General features: G+C 70.0%; 25 protein-coding genes. 8 read left to right on the top strand and 17 right to left on the bottom strand.

Translation table 11 applies throughout. The features are described from left to right. The first annotated feature begins 7 nt into the window (after window positions 1-7). The 4 genes from gcvH (at window position 8) to ACSQ1L_RS11485 (ending at window position 3,942) form a co-directional block, all read left to right on the top strand. Window positions 8-373: a glycine cleavage system protein GcvH gene (gene gcvH, locus ACSQ1L_RS11500; RefSeq protein ID WP_435994881.1), complete on the top strand. Its 366-nt coding sequence runs from the start codon at window positions 8-10 to the stop codon at window positions 371-373. A gap of 27 nt (window positions 374-400) precedes the next feature. Continuing rightward, window positions 401-1,741, top strand: a complete 1,341-nt coding sequence (gene gcvPA, locus ACSQ1L_RS11495) for an aminomethyl-transferring glycine dehydrogenase subunit GcvPA (protein WP_435994880.1) — start codon at window positions 401-403, stop codon at window positions 1,739-1,741. Continuing rightward, complete coding sequence (gcvPB, locus tag ACSQ1L_RS11490; protein ID WP_435994879.1) at window positions 1,741-3,318, top strand: aminomethyl-transferring glycine dehydrogenase subunit GcvPB; 1,578 nt, start codon at window positions 1,741-1,743, stop codon at window positions 3,316-3,318. The genes gcvPA and gcvPB overlap by 1 nt, the downstream gene beginning before the upstream one ends. Window positions 3,319-3,435: 117 nt before the next feature. Beyond that, a complete protein-coding gene (locus tag ACSQ1L_RS11485) occupies window positions 3,436-3,942 on the top strand; it encodes a DUF6789 family protein (RefSeq protein ID WP_435994878.1) in 507 nt (168 codons plus the stop codon). A gap of 81 nt (window positions 3,943-4,023) precedes the next feature. On the opposite strand, the gene ACSQ1L_RS11480 is transcribed toward ACSQ1L_RS11485, so the two are convergent. The 13 genes from ACSQ1L_RS11480 to ACSQ1L_RS11420 form a co-directional block, all read right to left on the bottom strand. Then, on the bottom strand, window positions 4,024-4,539 hold the full coding sequence (locus ACSQ1L_RS11480) for a F0F1 ATP synthase subunit B (RefSeq protein WP_435994877.1): 516 nt from the start codon (window positions 4,537-4,539) through the stop codon (window positions 4,024-4,026). A gap of 1 nt (window position 4,540) precedes the next feature. Beyond that, on the bottom strand, window positions 4,541-5,134 hold the full coding sequence (locus ACSQ1L_RS11475; protein WP_435994876.1) for a F0F1 ATP synthase subunit B family protein: 594 nt from the start codon (window positions 5,132-5,134) through the stop codon (window positions 4,541-4,543). Window positions 5,135-5,225: 91 nt separating this feature from the next. Then, window positions 5,226-5,450 (bottom strand): F0F1 ATP synthase subunit C, encoded by a 225-nt coding sequence (locus tag ACSQ1L_RS11470; RefSeq protein ID WP_168045007.1) that lies wholly within the window; start codon window positions 5,448-5,450, stop codon window positions 5,226-5,228. 54 nt (window positions 5,451-5,504) lie between these two features. Beyond that, window positions 5,505-6,278 carry a F0F1 ATP synthase subunit A gene (locus tag ACSQ1L_RS11465; RefSeq protein ID WP_435994875.1) on the bottom strand — a complete coding sequence of 258 codons (774 nt, stop codon included), beginning with the start codon at window positions 6,276-6,278 and terminating at the stop codon, window positions 5,505-5,507. Window positions 6,279-6,292: 14 nt separating this feature from the next. Next, window positions 6,293-6,652: an AtpZ/AtpI family protein gene (locus tag ACSQ1L_RS11460; RefSeq protein WP_435994874.1), complete on the bottom strand. Its 360-nt coding sequence runs from the start codon at window positions 6,650-6,652 to the stop codon at window positions 6,293-6,295. A 234-nt stretch (window positions 6,653-6,886) separates the two neighbouring features. Further along, complete coding sequence (locus tag ACSQ1L_RS11455; RefSeq protein ID WP_435994873.1) at window positions 6,887-7,249, bottom strand: hypothetical protein; 363 nt, start codon at window positions 7,247-7,249, stop codon at window positions 6,887-6,889. Between the two features lie 71 nt (window positions 7,250-7,320). Then, window positions 7,321-9,231: a 1-deoxy-D-xylulose-5-phosphate synthase gene (gene dxs, locus ACSQ1L_RS11450; protein ID WP_435994872.1), complete on the bottom strand. Its 1,911-nt coding sequence runs from the start codon at window positions 9,229-9,231 to the stop codon at window positions 7,321-7,323. Window positions 9,232-9,372: 141 nt separating this feature from the next. Beyond that, window positions 9,373-10,242: a polyprenyl synthetase family protein gene (locus tag ACSQ1L_RS11445; RefSeq protein WP_435994977.1), complete on the bottom strand. Its 870-nt coding sequence runs from the start codon at window positions 10,240-10,242 to the stop codon at window positions 9,373-9,375. Between the two features lie 35 nt (window positions 10,243-10,277). Further along, window positions 10,278-10,643, bottom strand: coding sequence for a tRNA-binding protein (locus ACSQ1L_RS11440; RefSeq protein ID WP_435994871.1), 366 nt, complete (start codon window positions 10,641-10,643; stop codon window positions 10,278-10,280). Continuing rightward, complete coding sequence (locus ACSQ1L_RS11435) at window positions 10,643-10,894, bottom strand: exodeoxyribonuclease VII small subunit (protein WP_435994870.1); 252 nt, start codon at window positions 10,892-10,894, stop codon at window positions 10,643-10,645. Before ACSQ1L_RS11435 ends, ACSQ1L_RS11440 begins: the two co-directional genes overlap by 1 nt. Window positions 10,895-10,963: 69 nt before the next feature. After that, window positions 10,964-11,617: a histidine phosphatase family protein gene (locus ACSQ1L_RS11430; RefSeq protein ID WP_435994976.1), complete on the bottom strand. Its 654-nt coding sequence runs from the start codon at window positions 11,615-11,617 to the stop codon at window positions 10,964-10,966. Between the two features lie 37 nt (window positions 11,618-11,654). Continuing rightward, window positions 11,655-12,575, bottom strand: a complete 921-nt coding sequence (locus ACSQ1L_RS11425) for a histone deacetylase family protein (protein WP_435994869.1) — start codon at window positions 12,573-12,575, stop codon at window positions 11,655-11,657. Beyond that, the gene (locus ACSQ1L_RS11420) at window positions 12,572-12,949 is read right to left on the bottom strand and encodes a winged helix-turn-helix transcriptional regulator (RefSeq protein ID WP_435994868.1); all 378 of its coding nucleotides are present in this window, start codon (window positions 12,947-12,949) and stop codon (window positions 12,572-12,574) included. Before ACSQ1L_RS11420 ends, ACSQ1L_RS11425 begins: the two co-directional genes overlap by 4 nt. 85 nt (window positions 12,950-13,034) lie before the next feature. Here ACSQ1L_RS11420 and ACSQ1L_RS11415 point away from each other — a divergent pair, with 85 nt between their 5' ends. After that, entirely contained in the window at window positions 13,035-14,039 is a 1,005-nt protein-coding gene (locus ACSQ1L_RS11415; RefSeq protein WP_435994867.1) for a zinc-binding alcohol dehydrogenase family protein, read from the top strand. A gap of 16 nt (window positions 14,040-14,055) precedes the next feature. Beyond that, window positions 14,056-14,583 carry an N-acetyltransferase family protein gene (locus ACSQ1L_RS11410; RefSeq protein ID WP_435994866.1) on the top strand — a complete coding sequence of 176 codons (528 nt, stop codon included), beginning with the start codon at window positions 14,056-14,058 and terminating at the stop codon, window positions 14,581-14,583. Between the two features lie 90 nt (window positions 14,584-14,673). Here ACSQ1L_RS11410 and ACSQ1L_RS11405 read toward each other — a convergent pair whose 3' ends face one another. Then, window positions 14,674-15,753: an aspartyl/asparaginyl beta-hydroxylase domain-containing protein gene (locus ACSQ1L_RS11405; RefSeq protein ID WP_435994865.1), complete on the bottom strand. Its 1,080-nt coding sequence runs from the start codon at window positions 15,751-15,753 to the stop codon at window positions 14,674-14,676. Window positions 15,754-15,872: 119 nt separating this feature from the next. On the opposite strand from ACSQ1L_RS11405, the gene ACSQ1L_RS11400 reads away from it, so the two are divergent. Together ACSQ1L_RS11400 and ACSQ1L_RS11395 are read left to right on the top strand one after the other, a co-directional pair. Beyond that, on the top strand, window positions 15,873-17,051 hold the full coding sequence (locus ACSQ1L_RS11400; protein WP_435994864.1) for a vWA domain-containing protein: 1,179 nt from the start codon (window positions 15,873-15,875) through the stop codon (window positions 17,049-17,051). Between the two features lie 35 nt (window positions 17,052-17,086). Further along, the gene (locus ACSQ1L_RS11395) at window positions 17,087-17,599 is read left to right on the top strand and encodes a hypothetical protein (protein WP_435994863.1); all 513 of its coding nucleotides are present in this window, start codon (window positions 17,087-17,089) and stop codon (window positions 17,597-17,599) included. Window positions 17,600-17,619: 20 nt separating this feature from the next. Here the strand turns inward: ACSQ1L_RS11395 and ACSQ1L_RS11390 are convergent, their stop codons facing one another. The 3 genes from ACSQ1L_RS11390 to ACSQ1L_RS11380 all read right to left on the bottom strand — a co-directional run bounded on the left by ACSQ1L_RS11390 (window position 17,620) and on the right by ACSQ1L_RS11380 (window position 19,736). Continuing rightward, the gene (locus tag ACSQ1L_RS11390) at window positions 17,620-17,805 is read right to left on the bottom strand and encodes a CsbD family protein (protein WP_435994862.1); all 186 of its coding nucleotides are present in this window, start codon (window positions 17,803-17,805) and stop codon (window positions 17,620-17,622) included. Between the two features lie 100 nt (window positions 17,806-17,905). Further along, window positions 17,906-18,346 (bottom strand): NUDIX domain-containing protein, encoded by a 441-nt coding sequence (locus tag ACSQ1L_RS11385; protein ID WP_435994861.1) that lies wholly within the window; start codon window positions 18,344-18,346, stop codon window positions 17,906-17,908. A gap of 16 nt (window positions 18,347-18,362) precedes the next feature. Next, window positions 18,363-19,736 (bottom strand): sensor histidine kinase, encoded by a 1,374-nt coding sequence (locus ACSQ1L_RS11380; protein ID WP_435994860.1) that lies wholly within the window; start codon window positions 19,734-19,736, stop codon window positions 18,363-18,365. Window positions 19,737-19,825 lie beyond the last annotated feature (89 nt).

Below are 19,825 nucleotides of genomic sequence, written 5' to 3'. Positions count from 1 at the left end.
AACTGAAATGCGCTTCACCAAGGATCACGAGTGGGTTCGCCTCGACGGCGACGTCGCCACCGTCGGCATCAGCAAGCACGCCGCTGAAGCCCTCGGCGACGTGGTGTTCGTCGAGACCCCGGATGCCGGCAAGACCGTCGCCAAGGGCGACAGCTTCGCCGTCGTCGAGAGCGTCAAGGCGGCCTCGGACGTCTACGCCCCGGTGTCGGGCGAAGTCGTCGAGGGCAACGCCGCCCTGGCCTCGGCCCCCGAGACCGTCAACGCCGATCCGGAAGGCGAAGGCTGGTTCGCGAAGATCAAGGTGTCGGACGCCTCGCAGGTCGACGCCCTGATGGACCGCGCCGCCTACGACGCCTTCCTAGCCACGCTCTAACCTTTCACGCACGGACCTCCCCCCGCCATGCGCTACCTTCCCCTGACGCCCGACGATCGTACGGCGATGCTCGCCGCCATCGGGGCCAAGTCGATCGACGACCTGTTCGTGGACGTGCCGCAGGCGGCGCGGCGGGAGGGCTTCGTCGACCTGCCCCGCGTGGCCGGGGAGCTGGAGGTCGAGCGAGCGCTCGGCGCCATGGCGGCGAAGAGTACGGCGGCCGGATCGGTTCCGTTCTTCTGCGGCGCGGGGGCGTATCGGCACCATGTGCCGGCGACGGTGGATCACGTGATCCAGCGGTCGGAATTCCTGACCAGCTACACCCCCTACCAGCCCGAGATCGCCCAGGGCACGCTGCAGTATCTGTACGAGTTCCAGACCCAGGTCGCGAACCTGACCGGCATGCCGGTCGCCAACGCCTCTCTCTATGACGGCTCGACCGCCATGGCCGAGGGCGTGCTGATGGCCACCCGCGTGACCCGCCGCAACAAGGCGGTGATCTCGGGCGGGGTGCATCCGCACTATGTCGCCGCGACCGAGACCGTGGTCCACGCCGTCGGCGTCGAGACCCAGGTGCTGGCCGCCGCGGTGGACGCCGAGGCCGCCGTGATCGACCAGATCGGACCGGACACCGCCTGCGTGGTGGTCCAGACCCCGAACGTGTTCGGCACGGCCACCGACGTGACCAAGATCGCGGAAGCCGCTCATGCGGCAGGCGCCCTGCTGATCGTGGTGGTGACCGAGGCCGTGTCGATGGGCCTGCTCAAGTCGCCGGGCGAGATGGGGGCCGACATCGTCGCCGCCGAGGGCCAGTCGATCGGCAATGCGCTGAATTTCGGCGGCCCCTACGTCGGCCTGTTCGCCTGCCGCGAGAAGCTGGTGCGCCAGATGCCGGGCCGGCTGACGGGCGAGACGGTGGACGCCGACGGCGAGCGCGGCTTCGTGCTGACCCTGTCGACCCGCGAGCAGCACATCCGCCGCGACAAGGCGACGTCCAACATCTGCACCAACTCAGGCCTGTGCACGCTGGCCTTCACCATCCACATGAGCCTGCTGGGCGAGACGGGGCTGCGCAAGCTGGCCCTGCTGAACCACGAAACGGCCGTGGCGACGCGGGACGCGCTGGCCGCCCTCCCCGGCGTCGAGGTGCTGACGCCGCGCTTCTTCAACGAGTTCGCGGTCAAGCTGCCGAAGAACGCGGCCGGGGTGGTCGACGCCCTGGCCGCCAAGGGCGTGCTGGCCGGCGTGCCCTACGGCCGTCTGGCCCCCGCCGCCGGCATGGACGACGTCCTGCTGGTCGCGGCCACCGAGACCACGACCGAGGCGCACATCGCCGCCCTCAAGACCGCCCTGGCGGAGATCCTCTGATGAGCACCATGAACACCGTCGGCCGCCCGACCACGCCGAACGCCATCGATCACGACTACAAGCATCCGACCCTGACCGGCGGGCGCGGCCTGCTGCAGAACGAGCACCTGATCTTCGAGAGCGACGGCTGGGGCAAAACCGGCGTCGACCTGCCGGAGCCCAAGGGCAATGGCTCTGATCTGGGCGATCTGGTGCGCAAGGATCCGATCGGCCTGCCGGGCCTCTCGGAGCCCGAGGCCATGCGCCACTATGTGCGCCTGTCGCAGAAGAACCACGCCATCGACCTGGCCATCTATCCGCTGGGCTCGTGCACGATGAAGCACAACCCGCGCCTCAACGAGAAGATGGCCCGCCTGCCGGGTTTCTCGGACATCCACCCGCTGCAGCCGCAGTCGACCGTGCAGGGCGCGCTGGAGCTGATGGACCAGCTGGCCCACTGGCTGAAGACCCTGACCGGCATGCCCGCCGTGGCGATGAGCCCCAAGGCGGGCGCGCACGGCGAGCTGTGCGGCCTGATGGCCATCCGCGCCGCCCACGAGGCCTCGGGCGAGCACATGAAGCGCCGCAAGGTGCTGGTGCCGACCTCGGCCCACGGCACCAATCCGGCCACCGCGGCCTTTGTCGGCTACACCGTCGTGGAAGTGGCCCAGACCGAGGACGGCCGGGTCGATGTGGCGGACCTGGCGTCCAAGCTGGGCGACGACGTGGCCGCCATCATGGTGACCAATCCGAACACCTGCGGGCTGTTCGAGCGCGACATTCTGGAGATCAGCCGCCTGACGCATGAGGCGGGCGCGTATTTCTACTGCGACGGAGCCAACTTCAACGCCATCGTCGGCCGGGTGCGCCCCGGCGACCTGGGCGTCGACGCCATGCACATCAACCTGCACAAGACCTTCTCGACGCCGCACGGCGGCGGCGGGCCGGGCGCGGGTCCGGTGGTGCTGTCGGAGGCCCTGGCCCCGTTCGCGCCGGCCCCGTGGGTGGTGTCGGACGAGGACGGCTTCAAACTGGTCGAGCGGGCAGAGGGCGACGCGGCCCAGGCCTTCGGCCGGCTGTGCGCCTTCCAGGGCCAGATGGGCATGTATGTCCGCGCCCTCAGCTACATGATGAGCCACGGTTCGGACGGGCTGCGGCAGGTGGCCGAGGACGCGGTGCTGAACGCGAACTACATCAAGGCGCGCCTGCAGGACCTGATGAGCCCGGCCTTCCCGGAGGGACCGTGCATGCACGAGGCCCTGTTCGACGACGAATGGCTGAAGGGCACCGAGGTGACCACGCTCGACTTCGCCAAGGCGATGATCGACGAGGGTTTCCACCCCATGACCATGTATTTCCCGCTGGTCGTCCACGGAGCCATGCTGATCGAGCCGACCGAGACCGAATCGAAGCAGGAGCTGGACCGCTTCATCGCGGCGATGCGGGCGTTGGCGGAGGCGGCGAAGGCCGGCGACGTCGACCGCTTCAAGGGCGCGCCGTTCCATGCCCCACTGCGCCGTCTCGACGAGACCCGCGCCGCCCGTCAGCCGGTGCTGCGCTGGACGGCCCCGGAAGGCTCGAACATCGCCGCCGCGTAATCCGCGCGGAGGGCCGGGCCCGCGCACGGCTTTGTGAACGACGATCTCCCGCATAGGCGTATGCTCTGGTTTGCGTAGTCAGAACCAGAACGGGCGTTGGGAGGCGCTGAGGTCATGATGTCACGCGTACAAAAGGGCCTGGTGGCGGGTTTGGCGGCCACGGTCGCCGTCTCGATCCTGGAGGCGGCGAATCTGATACTGGGGCCATGGGCGGTCAGCTTCCCGCGACTGCTCTCGGTCATGCTGCAGGCGCCGGACGCCATAATCGTCGGCTGGATCGCCCATTTCCTGGTGGGCACGCTGGTCCTCGGACCGCTCTTCGCGATTCTGTGTCCACGGTTGCCGACGGATACGGCGGAATCCAAGGGCATCCTGTTCGCGGTCGGCGCCTTCGTGGTCATGGGCCTGACCATCGCGCCCATGGCGGGCGTCGTGGGCGAACGGCCCGTGGGCATGTTCTTCATGCAGGCGGGCTTCGGCACCTTCGCCTGGATGATCATCACCCACGCCATCTACGGTCTGGTGCTCGGCAACATCTACGGACGCCTGGCGGGTCGGGGCAAGGAGGCCCATGACCTGATCCACGGCAATCACCACCACCGTCACGGGCCCTATCACGCCTGAGACTGCGGCCCTGAATGGAAAAGGCCCCGCCGGGAAACCGACGGGGCCTTTCTTTTATGCCTGGGGCCGCCTTGTGGCGCCCTAGTTCAGCCGCGTCCCGATCTGGGCGATAGCGGCGTCGAGCAGGGGGTCGGTCTTCTGGCCGGCCACGCGGGCGGTCAGGATTTGTTCGGCGGCGCGGGCGGCGAGGTCGGCGGCGGCGGCCTTGACCTCGGCCGAGGCCTGGGCCTCGGCCTGGGCGATGCGGCGCTCGGCCAGGGCCTGGCGGCGGGCCAGGGTTTCTTCCAGCTTCACCTTGGCTTCGGCCTCCATGACGCGGGCGTCGTCCTCGGCGGCCCTGAGCATGCCGGCGGCCTGGGCCTCGGCCTCGGCCTTCTCGGCGCGGATCTGGGCCAGCAGGGCCTCGGCCTCGGCGCGCAGACGGGTCGCCTCGTCGAGCTCGGCCTGGATTTTGGCGGCCTGGGCGTCGAGCGCTCCGCCGACCAGCTTGAAGGCGCCGGTGAAGACGCAGATGGCCAGGAACAGGAGCAGGCCGATGCCGACCCACAGTTCGGCGCTCTCGAGGCCGAAGAAGCCCTCTTCGAAGAACATGTTCATGTCAGGCGGCTCCCTTGACGGCGGCGGCGGCCTCGGCGGCCGTGGGGGCCTTGCCGGTCAGGCGCTCGACGATGGCGGCGGCCGTGTCGGAGGCGATGGCGCCGACGTTGGTCATGGCGGCGTCGCGGGTCTTGCCGATAGCGGCCTCGGCCTCGGCGATGCGGGCGTTGACCACGGCTTCCTCGGCGGCGGCGCGGGCGTTGGCCTCGTCGGTGACGCGGGCCTTGGCGGCGGCGGCGGTGGCGCGCGAGGAGGCGCGGGCCTGCTCGACCTCGGCCTTGGCGGCCTCGGCCTGGCCGGCGGCCTCGGCCTGGACCTGACGGGCTGTGGCGATGGCGGTGGAGATGGTCTGCTCGCGCTCGTCGAACACCCGGCGCAGGCGCGGGGCGAAGACCTTGGCGATCAGGAAATACAGGAGGGCGAACAGGAAGATCAGGTAGACGATCTGCCCGACCCAGTGCTGGAACTCGAACTGCGGCAGGCCGCCGGACTCGTGCGCGCCGCCGTGGGCGGCTTCGGTCGTGGCGTGCGTGTCCTCGATCGCGACCGGGTGGGCCGCGTCTGCGGGCAGAACGGGATGGGCTGTGGTGGTCATCTGTCGCCTGGTCGTTGGGCTACGGTCGATCGGTCAGCGACGACGGCGCGGCCTGCGCAAGGCAGGCCGCGCCGCAGCCGGAAGGACGAAATCAGGCCGAGTACAGCAGGATGCCGAGCACGAACGACAGGATGCCCAGGGCTTCGGCCAGAGCCGCGCCCACGAACAGGTTGCCGATCTGCGAGCCGGCGGCCGACGGGTTGCGCAGGGCGCCCGTCAGGAACGAGCCGAAGATGTTGCCGACGCCGATGCCGGCGCCGATCATGCCGGTCATCGCGAGGCCGGCGCCGATGAGCTTGGCGGCTTCTGCTTCCATGGTCTTAAGTCCTAGTCTGGGGTTGGTTGGTTAGGGAAGAAACTGGTCCCGGCCTTAGTGGCCGTGGCCCAGGTTGACCACGTCGTTCAGGTAGATCGTGGTCAGAACGGCGAAGACGAAGGCCTGCAGGAAGGCCACGAGGAACTCCAGCGCGGTCAGACCGACCGTCATCCCGAGCGAGAGGAGGAAGACCGGGACGCCGAGCCAGCCGACGGCGCCGCCCACGGCGACGACGACGAAGCCGGCGAAGACCTTCAGGGCGACGTGGCCGCCCATCATGTTGCCGAACAGACGAAGCGTCAGGGTGACGGGCCGCAGCAGGAAGGAGACGAACTCGATAATCACCACGAAGGGCAGCACCGCCCACGGCACGCCCGACGGCACGAACAGGCTGAAGAACTTCAGGCCGTGCTTCATGAAGCCGATGGCCAGCACCATCAGGATGGTGATGACGCCGAAGGTGGCGGTGACGGCGATCTGCGACGTGGCGGTGAAGCTGAGGAACAGGCCCAGGAAGTTCATCGCCAGGATGAAGGTGAAGATCGTGAAGACGAACGGGAACAGCTTGCGGCCGTCATGGCCGATGATCGAATCGACGAGCCCGTCGATCAGGCTGAACAGGGCCTCGCCCGCCGCCTGCATGCGGCCCGGGACGACCTTGGCGCCGGCGGTGACCAGCGTCAGGAACAGCACGACCATGCCGAAGGCCACGGTCATCGCCAGGTGCGAATTGGTGAAGGCGATCGTCTGCGCCCCGACGAGCGGCAGGTTCACCTCGACCGCCGGGGTCAGGGGCACAATCTGGAACTGGTGTAGCGGATCGGCCATCGAGCCCTTGGTCCCTAGTCTTCTTCGTCGTCATCGAAGGGAACCGACTTCGGCTCCACTCCGCTTGCCTTCGCCTGGGCCATCAGGCGTTGCGCCGTCCGCCAGGCCATGAATACCGAGACGGCGAAGCCCAGAAGGACGCCGCCGATCAGACCCCAGGGCTCCGTCCCGGCGAACCGGTCCACGATGAACCCGAGCGCCAGCCCCACGAACACGCCGCCGAACAGGTCGGCGATGATCCGCCACGCCTGCCCCGCCGCCGCCTGCCCCGCCGCCTCGTGCGAGAGCTGGCGCGCATTGCGCGCCTCCATCGCGGATGCGCTTTCGGTGAGGCGTTTGATCGCCTCTTCGCGCGATTCCGGTTCGGTTGACATGGGCGGCCTCAGCACTCCGGCGCGAACGCCGGAGGGGGTCTGAATTCGGCGCGGAACCTATAGGCGGGACCCCCGCAGGTCAAGGCGGCGCCGGCGTGCTTTAGATCGTTGATTTTCCGCACGTTTGTTTCCCGGTTTTCCGGGCGTGGCGAACGGTCGCTGGCGGGATCGGGGATTCGGGGATGAGTCCGCGTTCCCCCTCCCGGGGAGGAGGGAGGGAGAATGAGCGCGCGGCTAGCGGCCGGCGCCCTGCATGCAGTTGTTCGCCGTGTAGAGGCCGTTGAGGTAGTGCCAGCGGTTCTGGTCGGCCTCGCGGCGCTGACGCTCACCCTCGCCGAGGGCGTCGGCTCCGGCGATCAGCAGGCCGGCGCCGGGAATCAGGGCGGCGGCGCCGGCCTTGGCGACGCTGCCGAGAGCGCCGCCGGTGGGGGTTCCGCCCATCCGCGCGCTGAGCGTCGCCGCCTCGTCGGCGATCTGGGTGCAGGAAAGGTTGGCGTCGCCTGCCCGGACCGTCGTCGCGGCCCCCGCGCCGGACGCCTGCTGGGTCGCGCAGCCGCCGCACGCCAAGGCCGCGGCGATAAAGAAATGAGCTTTCACAATCGGTACTCCACCATGTCCTGTCGCCTGACAGAACGGGGGTGGCGGACTCCGGTTGCCGACGACGTCGATCAGGCGCGGACGGCGCGGGTCGCCTCGACTCCCAGGGCGTGCAGGGCCGCCGCGGCTATGTGCTCGGCGTTCAGGCCGGCCGTGGCGTACATGGCGACGGGGTCAGCCTGGTCCTGGAAGACGTCGGGCAGGTGCAGGGTGCGGACCTTGAGGCCGGCGTCGAGCGCGCCCCGTTCAGCAAGCAGCTGCAGCACGAAGCCGCCGAAGCCGCCCATGGCCCCCTCCTCCACCGTGATCAGGCATTCGTGCTCGCGGGCGAGGCGCAGGATCAGCGCCTCGTCGAGCGGCTTGGCGAAGCGGGCGTCGGCGACCGTGGCCGAGACGCCGCGCGCGGCCAGGGCGTCGGCGGCCTTGAGCGATTCCTGCAGGCGCGTGCCCAGCGACAGGATGGCCACGGTCGTGCCCTCGCGCACGACGCGGCCCCTGCCGACCTCGAGCGGGGCGGCCAGTTCGGGAATCTCGACGCCGACGCCGTCGCCGCGTGGATAGCGGAAGGCGGAAGGGCGGTCGTCGATCTCGAGCGAGGTGGCGATCATGGCGGCGAGGTCGGCCTCGTCCGCCGCCGCCATCAGCACCATCCCCGGCAGGGCGCCCATGTAGCCGATGTCGAACGAGCCGGCGTGGGTGGCCCCGTCGGCGCCGACCAGGCCGGCCCGGTCCATGGCGAAACGGACCGGCAGCTTCTGGATGGCGACGTCGTGGACGACCTGGTCGTAACCGCGCTGGAGGAAGGTCGAATAGATGGCGCAGACCGGCTTCATGCCGTCGGCGGCGAGGCCGGCGGCGAAGGTGACGGCGTGCTGTTCGGCGATGCCGACGTCATAGGTGCGCTCGGGGAAGGCCTGGCCGAACAGGTCCAGCCCGGTGCCCGACGGCATGGCGGCGGTGATGGCGACGATGGAGGGGTCGATTGTCGCCCGCTTGATCAGCTCGGTCCCGAACACCTTGGTGTAGCTGGGCGCGTTGGAGACGGACTTCGACTGCTTGCCGGAGACGACGTCGAACTTCGCGACGGCGTGCAGCTTGTCGGCGCTGCTCTCGGCCGGGGCGTAGCCCTTGCCCTTCTGCGTCACGACGTGGACGATCACCGGCCGGTCGGTGATGGCGGCGGCGTTCTTCAGGATGGGGACGAGGTTGTCCATGTCGTGCCCGTCGATCGGGCCGATGTAGTAGAAGCCGAGCTCCTCGAAGAAGGTGCCGCCGACGATCATGCCGCGGGCGTATTCCTCGGCCTTGCGGGCGGCGTTGCGGAACGGGCGCGGCAGATGCTCGGCGACCGACTTCCCGAAGCGGCGGAAATTGCGATAGGCGCCGCCCGAGACCTGCTTGGCCAGGTAGGCGCTCATGCCGCCGACGGGCGGGGCGATCGACATGTCGTTGTCGTTGAGGATGACCATCAGCTGGCCATCGGTGGTCTCGGCGGCGTTGTTCATCGCCTCATAGGCCATGCCGGCGGACATCGAGCCGTCGCCGATGACGGCCACGACGCGGTTGGTCTCGCCCTTCTGGTCGCGCGCGGCGGCGAAGCCGAGGGCGGCGCTGATCGAGGTCGAGGCGTGGGCGGCGCCGAAGGGGTCGTATTCGCTCTCGGAGCGCTTGGTGAAGCCCGACAGGCCGCCGGGCTGGCGCAGGGTGCGGATGCGGTCGCGGCGCCCGGTCAGGATTTTGTGCGGATAGCACTGGTGGCCGACGTCCCAGATCAGGATGTCCTTCGGCGTCTCCAGGACGTGGTGCAGGGCGACGGTCAGCTCGACCACGCCGAGGCCGGCCCCGAGGTGGCCGCCGGTCACCGAAACGGCGTCGATGGTCTCGGCCCGCAATTCGTCGGCCAGCTGGCGCAACTGGGGGATGTCGAAGGCCCGGGTGTCGGCGGGGACGTGGACCTGATCGAGAAGCGGGGTTTCGGGCATGCGGGGTTTTGAACCTGGGCCTTTTGTCTTCCAACACGCTGTAGCGCATTTCGCTGCGCGTCGGGTCAAACGGGTCTGTAAAATCGTCTACCCCGGGGGCGGAGCGGACGCGAGAGTCCATGTCGTCGCTGTGGGCTTTCGTCAGGACCGCCGCTGCAGGACGTAGTCCACGCTGGCCTTGAGGATATCGGCGTCCGGGCCGAACACGTCCAGGTGGGCGCGAGCCTGGTCGGCCAGGTGCGCGACCCTGTGCCGCGCCGCCTCGACGCCCAGCAGGGTGACGAAATTGGTCTTGCCCTGGGCGTGATCCTTGCGCGCGGCCTTGCCGAGGATGTCCTCGTCTCCCTCGACGTCGAGCAGGTCGTCGACGATCTGGTAGGCAAGCCCGATGTCGTGGGCGAAGCTGATGAGGGCCTGGCGGTGGACCTCGCGGGCGTCGGCGATGATCAGCGGGATCTCGAAGGCGTAGGTGAACAGGGCGCCGGTCTTGAGCCGCTGCATGCGGGCGACGCCGCCGAGGTCGTCGCGCACGCCCAGCAGGTCGATCATCTGGCCGCCGGCCATGCCGCGCGCGCCCGAGGCCAGCGACAGGCGGGCCGCGAGTTCGCAGCGCACCGCCGGGTCCTCGTGGGTGTCGGGGTGCAGCAGGATGTCGAAGGCGGCGGTCTGCAGGGCGTCGCCGGCGAGGACGGCGGTGGCCTCGTCATAGGCGCGGTGCACGGTGGGGCGGCCGCGACGGACGTCGTCGTCGTCCATGCACGGCAGGTCGTCGTGGACCAGGCTGTAGGCGTGGACGCATTCGAGGGCGCAGGCGGCGCGCAGGACCGGTCGCTCCTCGATGTCGAACAGGGCGGCGGCCTCAAGGGCGAAGAAGGGGCGCAGCCGCTTGCCGGGGCCCAGGGCGGCGTAGCGCATGGCCTCGGTCAGGCGCGATTCGGGGCCGTCGGCGCGGGGCAGCAGCTCGTCGAGGGCGACGGTGACCAGGTCGGCGCTCTCGGCCACCCGGTCGATGACGTCCTGTTCCGGAGAATTGGCGGCCAGGACGTTCAGAACAGCCTCCCGCCCACGGGGACGTCACGGTCGACGCCGACGAGGACCACCTCGCCCGCCGCGTCGGGAAAGCCGAGGGTCAGGACCTCGGACATGAAGGGGCCGATCTGGCGCGGCGGGAAGTTGACCACCGCGGCGACCTTGCGGCCGACCAGCTGGTCGGGCGCGTAGTGGACGGTGATCTGGGCCGAGGACTTCTTCACCCCGATGTCGGGGCCGAAGTCGATGGCCAGCTTGAAGGCCGGCTTGCGCGCCTCGGGGAAGGGATCGGCGGAGACCACCCGGCCGACGCGGATGTCGACCTTGAGGAAGTCGTCGAACGCGATGGTTGGCGCGGCGCCCGGGTGGGCGGGGCCGGACATCAGTCGAACCCGGCCGGTTCGACGCCCTTCGCCTGGCCGTCCGCGCCGACGACGATCTTCTCGACCCGCAGCTGGGCGGCCTTGAGCCGGTCCTCGCAGTGGGCCTTGAGGCGCGCGCCCTCCTCATAGAGGGCGATCGACTCCTCGAGCGGGGCCTGGCCGGACTCGAGGCGGGAGACGATCTGTTCGAGACGCTGGAGGGCGTCCTCGAAGCTGAGCTCGGCGGGTATGGGGGCGGCGGCGTCTGTCATTGGCGGCGACCCTAGAGGGGCGGACGCGCGGCTTCAACGACAAGGATCAAGGTGATCCGTTTTCCGGCGTCAGCGCCGTTCGTAGCGCCGCTGGGACCAGTATTTGTAGCCCTGGTTCTCGACCAGCTTCCAGCCGTCGGCCTTCAGCCGCTTGCCGACCATGTGATTGAAATAGCCGTGGGCGAGGACCAGCACGTCCTGGCCGGACTCGGCGCGGGCGATCAGGGCCCGGGCGGCGGCCTCGGAACGGGCCTCGGCCTCGCGGCGGGTCTCCTGGCCCTCGTGGTGGTTGAAGGCGTGCCACCAGATGCGGGCCACCGCGCCCCAGTATTTCGGCGGCAGCTTGAACCACGAGGGGAAGTGCGGCGGCGGCAGGGGGGCCTCGATAAACAGGGCGTCGCTCATCACCTCGCGGCCGGCGGCGATGGCGGCGGCGGTTTCCTGGGCGCGCGGGCGGGTCGAGGCGTAGATGGCGCCCGCACCCTCGGCCGTGGCCAGCAGCTCGGGCGGCGGGGTCTGGCCGGCGCGCAGGCCGCCGACTTCGTACTTCGCCCACCAGTCACGATACTGGTCGGAGGTGAGCAGGCATTTGCGCGACAGGGCCGGCTCGCCGTGACGGGCCAGGACGATGGCGCCCGGGCGGACGGCGACGAGCGCCGCCGGCCGGGGAAGCGGCGCCGGGGCGGGGTGATCGGGCAAGGGTTCGCGGGCAGGAGCTGACATGAGCGACGGGCGGAAAAGCATTTTGCGATCCGGCCCCCTAGTCCTCCCCCAAAGCCTGGACATGGGCGACCGCCGAACGGCCGAGCCCTTCTAGGTCGTAACCGCCCTCGAGCGAGGAAACAACCTTGCCGCCGCAGCACGATCGCGCGACCTCGACCACGGCGCGGGTGGCCCAGGCGAAATCCTCGGCCTCGAGGCTCTGGTGGGCGAGCGGATCGCGGCGGTGGGCGTCGAAGCCGGCCGAGACCAGGACCAGGTCGGGACGGAAGGCTTCCAGCGCCGGCATCAGGGCGCCGGAGAAGGTCGCGCGCCACGCCTCGCGGGCGGCGTGGGGCGGCACAGGGGCGTTGACGATGTTGCCGACGCCGGTCTCGGACGCCGCGCCCGAGCCGGGATAGAGCGGCATCTGGTGGATGGAGCCGAGGAACAGGCTGTCGTCGGCCTCGAAGGCGGCCTGGGTGCCGTTGCCGTGGTGGACGTCGAAATCGACCACCGCGACGCGGGCCAGGCCCTCCGACTGGGCCACGCGGGCGGCGATGGCGACGTTGGAGAACAGGCAGAAGCCCATGGCCCGGCCGGGCTCGGCGTGGTGGCCGGGCGGGCGGACGGCGGCGAAGGCGCGAACGGTCTCGCCCCGGGCGACAGCGCGGACCGCGTCGATCACGGCCCCGGCGGCGAGGCGGGCGGCGCGGACGCTGCCCGACGACAGCACGGTGTCGGCGTCGAGCGCATTCAGCCCGTCCATCGGGGCGGCGTTCATCAGGTTGGCGACATAGGCGACCGGGTGCAGGCGCTCGAGGTCGGTGATGGATGCTTCAGCGGCGGCGCGGCGGTCGCCGGACAGGCCGGCGTCGTCGAGCGCGTCGAGCACCGCCTTGAGCCGCTCGGGCCGTTCGGGGTGGCCGGCGCCGGGCCGGTGCCCGATCATGTCGGGGTGGGTGAAGAGGGTGACGGTCACGCCGCTTCCCGGGTCGTGGGGGCGCGCAGGTGGTCCTCGCCCCATGCCTTGAGGGCGATGATGACGGGGGCCAGGGCCGCGCCGCCCATAGTCAGCCGATACTCCACGCGCGGCGGCACCTCGGCGTAGACGGTGCGCGCCACCAGGCCGTCGTCCTCGAGTTCGCGCAACTGCTTGGTCAGCATGCGTTGGGTGATGTCGCCGACCTCACGGCGCAGGGCGTTGAAGCGCAGGGGGCCCGCGTCGAGCAGCTGGTAGACGATCATGCCCTTCCACTTGCCGCCGATCACGTCGAGGGCGGCGTCCACGACGCACTCGCCGCCGCGCACACGGCGACGGATCGGGTTCTGGTGAAGGCGGGAGGCGGTATCCATTTGGGCACTACCTGCACAAAAGTGGCGTACTTGTAGATCGTGAAAGGATGCATCAGCTGGGCGGGACCCACAATGGAGTCCAGACATGAAAGCCATCGTCACCCCGGGTCCGCGTCCAGTCACCGATCCGTCCGCCTTCGTCGAGATCGACGCCCCCGAGCCCGAACTGCGGCCCCGCGACCTGCTGGTCGAGGTCAGGGCCGTCGCCCTGAACCCGGTGGACTACAAGGTCCGGCTCAGCCGCACGCCCGGCGACGGCGCGCCCGACATTCTCGGCTACGACGCCGCCGGCGTCGTCACGGCGGTCGGCCCCGGGGTCAGCCTGTTCAAGGTCGGCGACGAGGTCTTCCATGCCGGGCAGATCAACCGCCCCGGCTCGAACGCCGAACGGCAGGCGGTCGACGAGCGGATCGTCGGCCCGAAGCCTCGATCGCTCGACTTTCCCCAGGCCGCCGCCCTGCCGCTGACGTCGCTGACCGCGTGGGAGCTGCTGTTCGACCGGATGAGGGCGGGCGCGGACGAGGACGAGACGCTGCTGGTCGTCGGCGGCGCCGGCGGGGTCGGCTCGGCCATGATCCAGATCGCCCGGGCGAAGACGCGGCTGCGCGTGGTGGCGACCGCCTCGCGTCCCGAGACGCGGGCGTGGTGTCTCGACCTTGGCGCTCATGCGGTGATCGATCACAGCGGGCCGCTGGACGAGGCGCTGGCCGCCGCCGGCGAGCGCGCCCCGAAATACATCGCCTCCCTGACCCAGACGCCGCGGCATTTCGAGGCCCTGGTCCGGGCCGTCGCCCCGCAGGGCGTGATCGGCATGATCGACGACCTCCCTCCGGGTCCGTTCGACAGCCTGAAATCCAGGTCCGTGGGCCTGGCGCTCGAAAGCATGTTCACGCGGTCGGTGCAGGGCACGCCCGACATGATCCGGCAGCATGAAATCCTGTCCGAGGTGGCGGCGCTGGTCGACGCCGGACGCATCCGCAGCGCCCTGACCGAGGTGCTGGGCCCGCTGTCGGCGGAAACCCTGCGCGAGGGCCACCGGCGGCTGGAGAGCGGGACAACGATCGGCAAGCTCGCCCTGACCGGATTCTGACGTTAAGGGGCGGATCATGACCGACGCCGTGATCCGCCCCGCCACCGAAGCCGACGCCGCCGCGCTGGGCGAGCTGGGACGGCAGACCTTCATCGACACCTTCGTGGCGGGGTTCGGCATCCCCTATCCGGCCGACGATCTGCAAGCCTTTCTCGACGCCAGCTTCAGCCCGGAGACGATCCGGACGAAGCTGAAGGAGCCGGGCGCGGCGTGGTGGGTGGCGGAGCAGGAAGGCGAACTGCTGGCCTTCGCCAACACCGGGCCGAACACCCTCCCGCATCCCGAGGCGCGGGCCAGCCACGCCGAGCTGCGGCGGCTGTATGTGTCGAAGACGGCGCAGGGGCTGGGGCTGGGGACGAACCTGCTGGCGGTGGCGCTGGACTGGATGGACGCCCACAGCGACGGGCCGCTGTGGATCGGCGTCTGGAGCGGCAACCTGAAGGCCCAGAAGCTGTATGCGGCCTACGGGTTCGAGAAGGCCGGGACGTATCAGTATCCGGTCGGGCGGTGGCTGGACGACGAGTTCATTCTGCGGCGCGGCTGACGGAACCGGCCGCGGACCCGACGGTTCGCCCGCCATGCACGACCTTCGGACGCGGAGCAGCAGATCGGGCGGCTCGCGGGCTGACCGGCGTCAGTCGCCTTCGCGGCGGGAGGGGGAATGGGCGTCCAGCGTCTCGAGGAGGGTGGCGACGAGGCCCCGCTCCTCCTCGCTGAGTTCCGGCCGCCAGATGTCGAAGATCAGAACCACGCGGGTGCGGTCGCTCTGGTTGACCGCCTCGTGCTCGATCGTGTCGTCGAACACCCAGGCCTTGCCCCGCTCCCACTCGCGCACCTCGTTGCCGACGCGGAAGCGGCAGCCCGGCGGGACGATCAGGGGCACATGGCAGATCAGCCGGGTGTTCACGAAGCCGTGGTGCGGCTTGATATGGGCGCCGGGCTTCAGCTGCGAGAACATCACCTGGGGCGAGCGCCCCTTCACCCGGCACAGCGGCACGTCGGCCAGCGCCGCCATCGTGCGCGGGCAACGGGCGGCGTTCGGCGTCTCCTCGCCGTCCTTCCACAGGAAGGCGGTGCTCCAGTCCATGCTGTCGATCAGCGGATAGTCCGGCTGGTTCGGAAGGCCCGGCGCGCTCTGCAGATAGGGCGTGAAGCCGGCGTCCTCGTGAAGCAGGGCGTGCAGTTCTTCCGTCATTGCGTCGACGGCGGCCTCCACCTTGTCCAGCCAGGGGAAGTCGGCGCGCGGATAGAACTGGCGGACGGGAAGCTCTGGATAATAGAGGGTCTTGGGCTGCGGCATGTACGGTTTCCGCCTGCCCATCATCAGGTCCAGGGCGTGGGTGAAGCGCGGATCGGACCGTCCAGCCTCGTAGCCGGCCCCCGCCAACGCCTGCTGGAGTATGGCGCCCCGCTCGGCCACCAGCCGCTCGCGGAAGGCGCGGGCCCGCGCGACGCCGGCGGCGAGGTCCTGGGGCATGCCGGCTGCAACGCCCGCCGACGCCCGCTGCAGGACGGCGCCGTAGTACATGTTGGCCTCGCGCGCCGCGCCCTGCGCCGCCAGCACGTCCGCCTTGGTCAGGAGGGCGCGGAGATCCTGCGGGCTTATCTGCAGCGCCCGGTCGACGGCGGCGTGCGCCCCGGCCGCGTCTCCGCCCTGGATGGCGGCCATGGCCTTTGCGGCCAGTTGGTCGATGGTGGTGCGCATATCCGTCATGGCGTCCTTCCTAGACGCCGCGCGTTCGGACCTTCAAGCGCCGATGACGCGCGGCTGCCTGGAAGCGGGGAACGCGCTATGATGGCCTGCGCGCCGCCTCACGTTCCGGAACGACCTGGATGCTCCTGCCCTTCTTCACCGCCCTCCGCGACGCGAAAGTGCCCGTGTCGATGAAGGAATGGCTCCATCTGATGGAGGCCATGGACAAGGACGTGGCGGGGCGGAAGGTCGACGACTTCTACCACCTGTCGCGGGCGGTGCTGGTCAAGGACGAGAAGCATTACGACCGCTTCGACCAGGTGTTCGGCAAGGTGTTCGCCGGGATCGAGACCGTCGGCGCGGGCGACGAACCGGCGCTGGACGTGCCCGAGGACTGGCTTCGGCTGCTCAACGAGAAATACCTGACCGACGAGGAGAAGGCCCAGATCGAGGCGCTGGGCGGGTTCGAGAAGCTGATGGAGACGCTGAAGCAGCGTCTCGAAGAGCAGCAGGGCCGGCACGAGGGCGGCTCGAAATGGATCGGCACCGGCGGAACCAGCCCGTTCGGGCACGGCGGCTACAATCCCGAAGGCGTGCGCGTCGGCGGGCCGGGGCGGCAGGGTCGCGCGGTCAAGGTGTGGGAGAAGCGCGAGTACCGCAATCTGGACGATCAGGTCGAACTCGGCACGCGCAACATCAAGGTCGCCCTGCGCCGCCTGCGCCGTTTCGCGCGGCAGGGCGCGCCGGACGAGCTGGACATGGACGCCACCATCGACGGCACGGCGCGGCAAGGCTGGCTGGACATCCACATGCGGCCCGAGCGACGCAACACCATCAAGGTGCTGCTGTTCCTCGACATCGGCGGCTCGATGGATGCCCATGTGAAGATGTGCGAGGAGCTGTTCTCGGCCGCGAAGACCGAGTTCAAGCACCTGGAGTTCTTCTACTTCCACAACTGCCTCTACGAGGGGGTGTGGAAGGACAACCGGCGCCGGCACACCGAGAAGCTGCCGACCTGGGAGCTGCTGCACAAATACCCGGCCGACTGGCGGGCCATCTTCGTCGGCGACGCGACCATGAGCCCCTACGAGGTGACCATGCCGGGCGGCTCGGTCGAACACTGGAACGAGGAGGCCGGGGCGGTGTGGCTGAAGCGGGCCGCGCAGCAGTGGGACAAGGTGGCGTGGCTGAATCCGTCGCCCGAGCGCTACTGGAGCTATTCGGCCTCGGTCGGGATGATCCGCGAACTGGTCGACGAGCGGATGTATCCGCTGACGCTCGAGGGACTTGAGAAGGCGATGCGGGCGCTCGCCAAATAGGCTAACTTCACGGTGAACGTATCGGGAGGTCCGCCATGCTCGCCCTCGTCGCCGCCGTCATCCTTCAGCAAGCCGCCGCCGGACAAGTAGTGTGGCAGGCGCCCGCCCCGCCTGAGCCGGTCGCCGTCGAGACGCCCGCCGCCGTGCCGGCCATCCCGGACTGGGCGCGATCAGACCCGTACGGCTACGAGCGCTCGGAATGCAGTCCGCTGGTGCGCGGCGCCGACGAGAGCATGGAGACGTGCCAGGCGCGGGTGCGCAGCGCCCTGGCGGCCAATCTGGGCGACGCCCTGCCGGTCGGGCTGGCGGCCGGCGTCGCGGCGGACAACTGCCGCCAGGAGGCGGCGGGCGACCGCTACGCCCTGCAGTGCGGCGCGCCGAGCCGGTCGGGTCCGGCGACGGCCCGGCTGGTGGACCGGACCTGCGAAACCCGGCCGCGGGCGCTGCGCGAGGGCGGTGTGATCTGGACCGAGGAATGCCGGCCCGCCGACGGGAGCGAACCCGCCGAGGACGGGCTGCGCATTCGCCTGGGCGGCGACGACGACTAGCGCCGCCGCCCACGCCGCGCTCAGTGGCGCTTGTCGTCGCGCAGGGTGTCCTTCAGCCCGCCGACGGCGTTCTGGACCTTGCCGGACATCTGATCGGCCTTGCCCTCGGCCTTCAGTTTTTCGTCGCCGGTGACATGTCCGGCCGCCTCCTTGGCCTTGCCGCCCATGTTTCTGGCGGCGCCTTCGATACGATCATGATGGGGCATCGACACTACTCCTGATGAGGCCGCCGGATTGGCGGCCGGGGTCAGGAAAGCGAGCGGGATCAGTCGGATGTTCCGTAAGGCGGCGCTTGGCCGCGCGCCGTCACTTGCGCCGCAGCCACACCGCGACGGCCCAGGCGTGGGCGTCGTGGCGCAACTCGTTCAGCGCCGTGTGCGGGTGCAGCCAGACGAGCTCGTGGTCCGGCTCGACCTTGGCGGCGGGGTCGAGCGAGAGCTGTTCGGCGATCCAGAAGCCGCCGATGTTGTTGATCGGCGTGCCGTCGGACCTGCGGAAATACTGGGCCGCCTCGGCGATGCGGGCGAAGGGCCGGACCGCCATGCCGGTCTCCTCGACGAACTCGCGGACCAGGGCCTGTTCACCGGTCTCGTCGCCGTCGATGGCGCCGCCGGGCAGGTCGTAATAGCTGGCCTCGCCCCGATCGACGCGGACGCAGGCCAGCTTGCCGTCGTGGAAGACCAGGCCGAAGGCGGTGGGCCGGGAGCGGTAGTCTAGGGCCGGATCGCGGTCGCCGAACTGGAGCATGGGCGGGGCCGTATCGCTAGAGGTCGAAGGCGAGCCGGGCGCGGACGCCGGCGTGGGAGGCGTCGTACTCGACCGCCGAGCGCAGGCCCGAAGCCATGGCCGAAATGATCTTGCCGCCGAGGCCGGTGCCGCGCGGCTGGCCGCCGCCGAGGCCGGGGCCGTCGTCCTCGACCGTCAGCAGGGCCCGGCCGCGGCGGGCGTCGGGTGCGAGAATGACGCGGATCTCGCCGGCCTGGCCGGGGCCGTAGGCGTATTTGACGGCGTTGGTGACCAGTTCGGTGACGATCACGCCGATCGATACGGCCTGGTCGGTCGACACGTTCAGGGGCGCCGCCGTCAGCGTCAGGGTCGGGGAGCCGGCGCCGGGGGCCAGCGACTTGCCCAGTTCGGCGACGAGGCCCTCGAGGTATTCGTCCATGGCCACCGAGGTCATGTCGTCGGAGGTGTAGAGGCGGCGGTGCACGTGGGCCACGGCCTCGATCCGGGCCTGCGCCTCCCGGAGCGCCTCGCGGGCGCCCTCGTCGGCGAGGTCGCGCAGTTGCAGCGACATGAAGCTGGAGACCAGCTGCAGGGAGTTGCCGACGCGGTGGTTGACCTCGCGCAGCATGGCCTCGGCCCGGTCGCGGGCGCGGGTCAGCTGGGCGGTGCGGTCGCGGACCTGCCCCTCCAGGCCGGCGTTCATGCGGTCGAGGCTCTCGCGGGCGGCCTGGATTTCGCCGACATATCGGCGGACCAGCCAGACGGTGATGGCCGCCAGGATCACCACCAGCAGACCACCGAGGGCGTTGGCCCCCAGCGTCAGGCGCGAGCCGCGCTCGGACTGGCGGGTCCTCGACGTCAGTCGTTCGTTCTCGATCTCGTCGATGGCGGCGACCTCGGTCCGGATCGCGTCCATCAGCGACTGGCCCTCGCCCGCACGCACCATCTGGACCGCCTGCCCCACCCGGCCGGTGCGCGCCAGGGTGACGGTGCGCTCCTGTTCGACCAGCCTCTCCCGGGCCGCCTCCAGCATGGTCGCGACGTGCGGCCCGAGCTCGGTATCGCCCGCCGTCAGGTGCTCGAGCTCCCGCATTTCCTCGGGCGCCAGGACCTCGGCGCGGATGTAGGGATCGAGGAATTCGGGGCGGCCGGAGAGCAGGAAGCCCCTCTGGCCGGTCTCGGCGTCGACCAGCGACAGCAGCAGGTCATGGGCGGCCCGGCGAACCTGCTGCGACCGCTCGACCTGATCGTTGAACGCCGCCGTGCGCTGAATCATGACGAAGGTGGCGATGTTGACCGTCAGCAGCAGGGCGATGGCCCCGGCCAGCAGGGCCACGATCGTTCGCCCGATGCTCGGCGTCCGCGCGAACTGGAGGAGGGCCGGCAGGGACGGGCGGAAGGCCGAAAACATCAGGCGCGAGCATTAGCGCCGTGTTTGGGCCTGTCCAGTCGCGCGGGGAGGGAAACCGTCCCTCTTTCGCGGATTTAGGCTAAAGATCG

Source organism: Brevundimonas sp. LjRoot202, assembly GCF_964253355.1.
GTDB lineage: Bacteria > Pseudomonadota > Alphaproteobacteria > Caulobacterales > Caulobacteraceae > Brevundimonas.
This window is presented reverse-complemented; position numbering and strand designations above follow the sequence as displayed.

Excerpts from the sequence above, each read along its gene's own strand:
- gcvH (WP_435994881.1), top strand. The coding sequence starts at position 8 with ATGCGCTTCACCAAGGATCACGAGTGGGTTCGCCTCGACGGCGACGTC.
- gcvPA (WP_435994880.1), top strand. The coding sequence starts at position 401 with ATGCGCTACCTTCCCCTGACGCCCGACGATCGTACGGCGATGCTCGCC.
- gcvPB (WP_435994879.1), top strand. The coding sequence starts at position 1,741 with ATGAGCACCATGAACACCGTCGGCCGCCCGACCACGCCGAACGCCATC.
- ACSQ1L_RS11485 (WP_435994878.1), top strand. The coding sequence starts at position 3,436 with ATGTCACGCGTACAAAAGGGCCTGGTGGCGGGTTTGGCGGCCACGGTC.
- ACSQ1L_RS11480 (WP_435994877.1), bottom strand. The coding sequence starts at position 4,539 with ATGAACATGTTCTTCGAAGAGGGCTTCTTCGGCCTCGAGAGCGCCGAA.
- ACSQ1L_RS11475 (WP_435994876.1), bottom strand. The coding sequence starts at position 5,134 with ATGACCACCACAGCCCATCCCGTTCTGCCCGCAGACGCGGCCCACCCG.
- ACSQ1L_RS11470 (WP_168045007.1), bottom strand. The coding sequence starts at position 5,450 with ATGGAAGCAGAAGCCGCCAAGCTCATCGGCGCCGGCCTCGCGATGACC.
- ACSQ1L_RS11465 (WP_435994875.1), bottom strand. The coding sequence starts at position 6,278 with ATGGCCGATCCGCTACACCAGTTCCAGATTGTGCCCCTGACCCCGGCG.
- ACSQ1L_RS11460 (WP_435994874.1), bottom strand. The coding sequence starts at position 6,652 with ATGTCAACCGAACCGGAATCGCGCGAAGAGGCGATCAAACGCCTCACC.
- dxs (WP_435994872.1), bottom strand. The coding sequence starts at position 9,231 with ATGCCCGAAACCCCGCTTCTCGATCAGGTCCACGTCCCCGCCGACACC.
- ACSQ1L_RS11440 (WP_435994871.1), bottom strand. The coding sequence starts at position 10,643 with ATGTCCGGCCCCGCCCACCCGGGCGCCGCGCCAACCATCGCGTTCGAC.
- ACSQ1L_RS11435 (WP_435994870.1), bottom strand. The coding sequence starts at position 10,894 with ATGACAGACGCCGCCGCCCCCATACCCGCCGAGCTCAGCTTCGAGGAC.
- ACSQ1L_RS11430 (WP_435994976.1), bottom strand. The coding sequence starts at position 11,617 with ATGTCAGCTCCTGCCCGCGAACCCTTGCCCGATCACCCCGCCCCGGCG.
- ACSQ1L_RS11420 (WP_435994868.1), bottom strand. The coding sequence starts at position 12,949 with ATGGATACCGCCTCCCGCCTTCACCAGAACCCGATCCGTCGCCGTGTG.
- ACSQ1L_RS11415 (WP_435994867.1), top strand. The coding sequence starts at position 13,035 with ATGAAAGCCATCGTCACCCCGGGTCCGCGTCCAGTCACCGATCCGTCC.
- ACSQ1L_RS11410 (WP_435994866.1), top strand. The coding sequence starts at position 14,056 with ATGACCGACGCCGTGATCCGCCCCGCCACCGAAGCCGACGCCGCCGCG.
- ACSQ1L_RS11405 (WP_435994865.1), bottom strand. The coding sequence starts at position 15,753 with ATGACGGATATGCGCACCACCATCGACCAACTGGCCGCAAAGGCCATG.
- ACSQ1L_RS11400 (WP_435994864.1), top strand. The coding sequence starts at position 15,873 with ATGCTCCTGCCCTTCTTCACCGCCCTCCGCGACGCGAAAGTGCCCGTG.
- ACSQ1L_RS11395 (WP_435994863.1), top strand. The coding sequence starts at position 17,087 with ATGCTCGCCCTCGTCGCCGCCGTCATCCTTCAGCAAGCCGCCGCCGGA.
- ACSQ1L_RS11390 (WP_435994862.1), bottom strand. The coding sequence starts at position 17,805 with ATGCCCCATCATGATCGTATCGAAGGCGCCGCCAGAAACATGGGCGGC.
- ACSQ1L_RS11385 (WP_435994861.1), bottom strand. The coding sequence starts at position 18,346 with ATGCTCCAGTTCGGCGACCGCGATCCGGCCCTAGACTACCGCTCCCGG.
- ACSQ1L_RS11380 (WP_435994860.1), bottom strand. The coding sequence starts at position 19,736 with ATGTTTTCGGCCTTCCGCCCGTCCCTGCCGGCCCTCCTCCAGTTCGCG.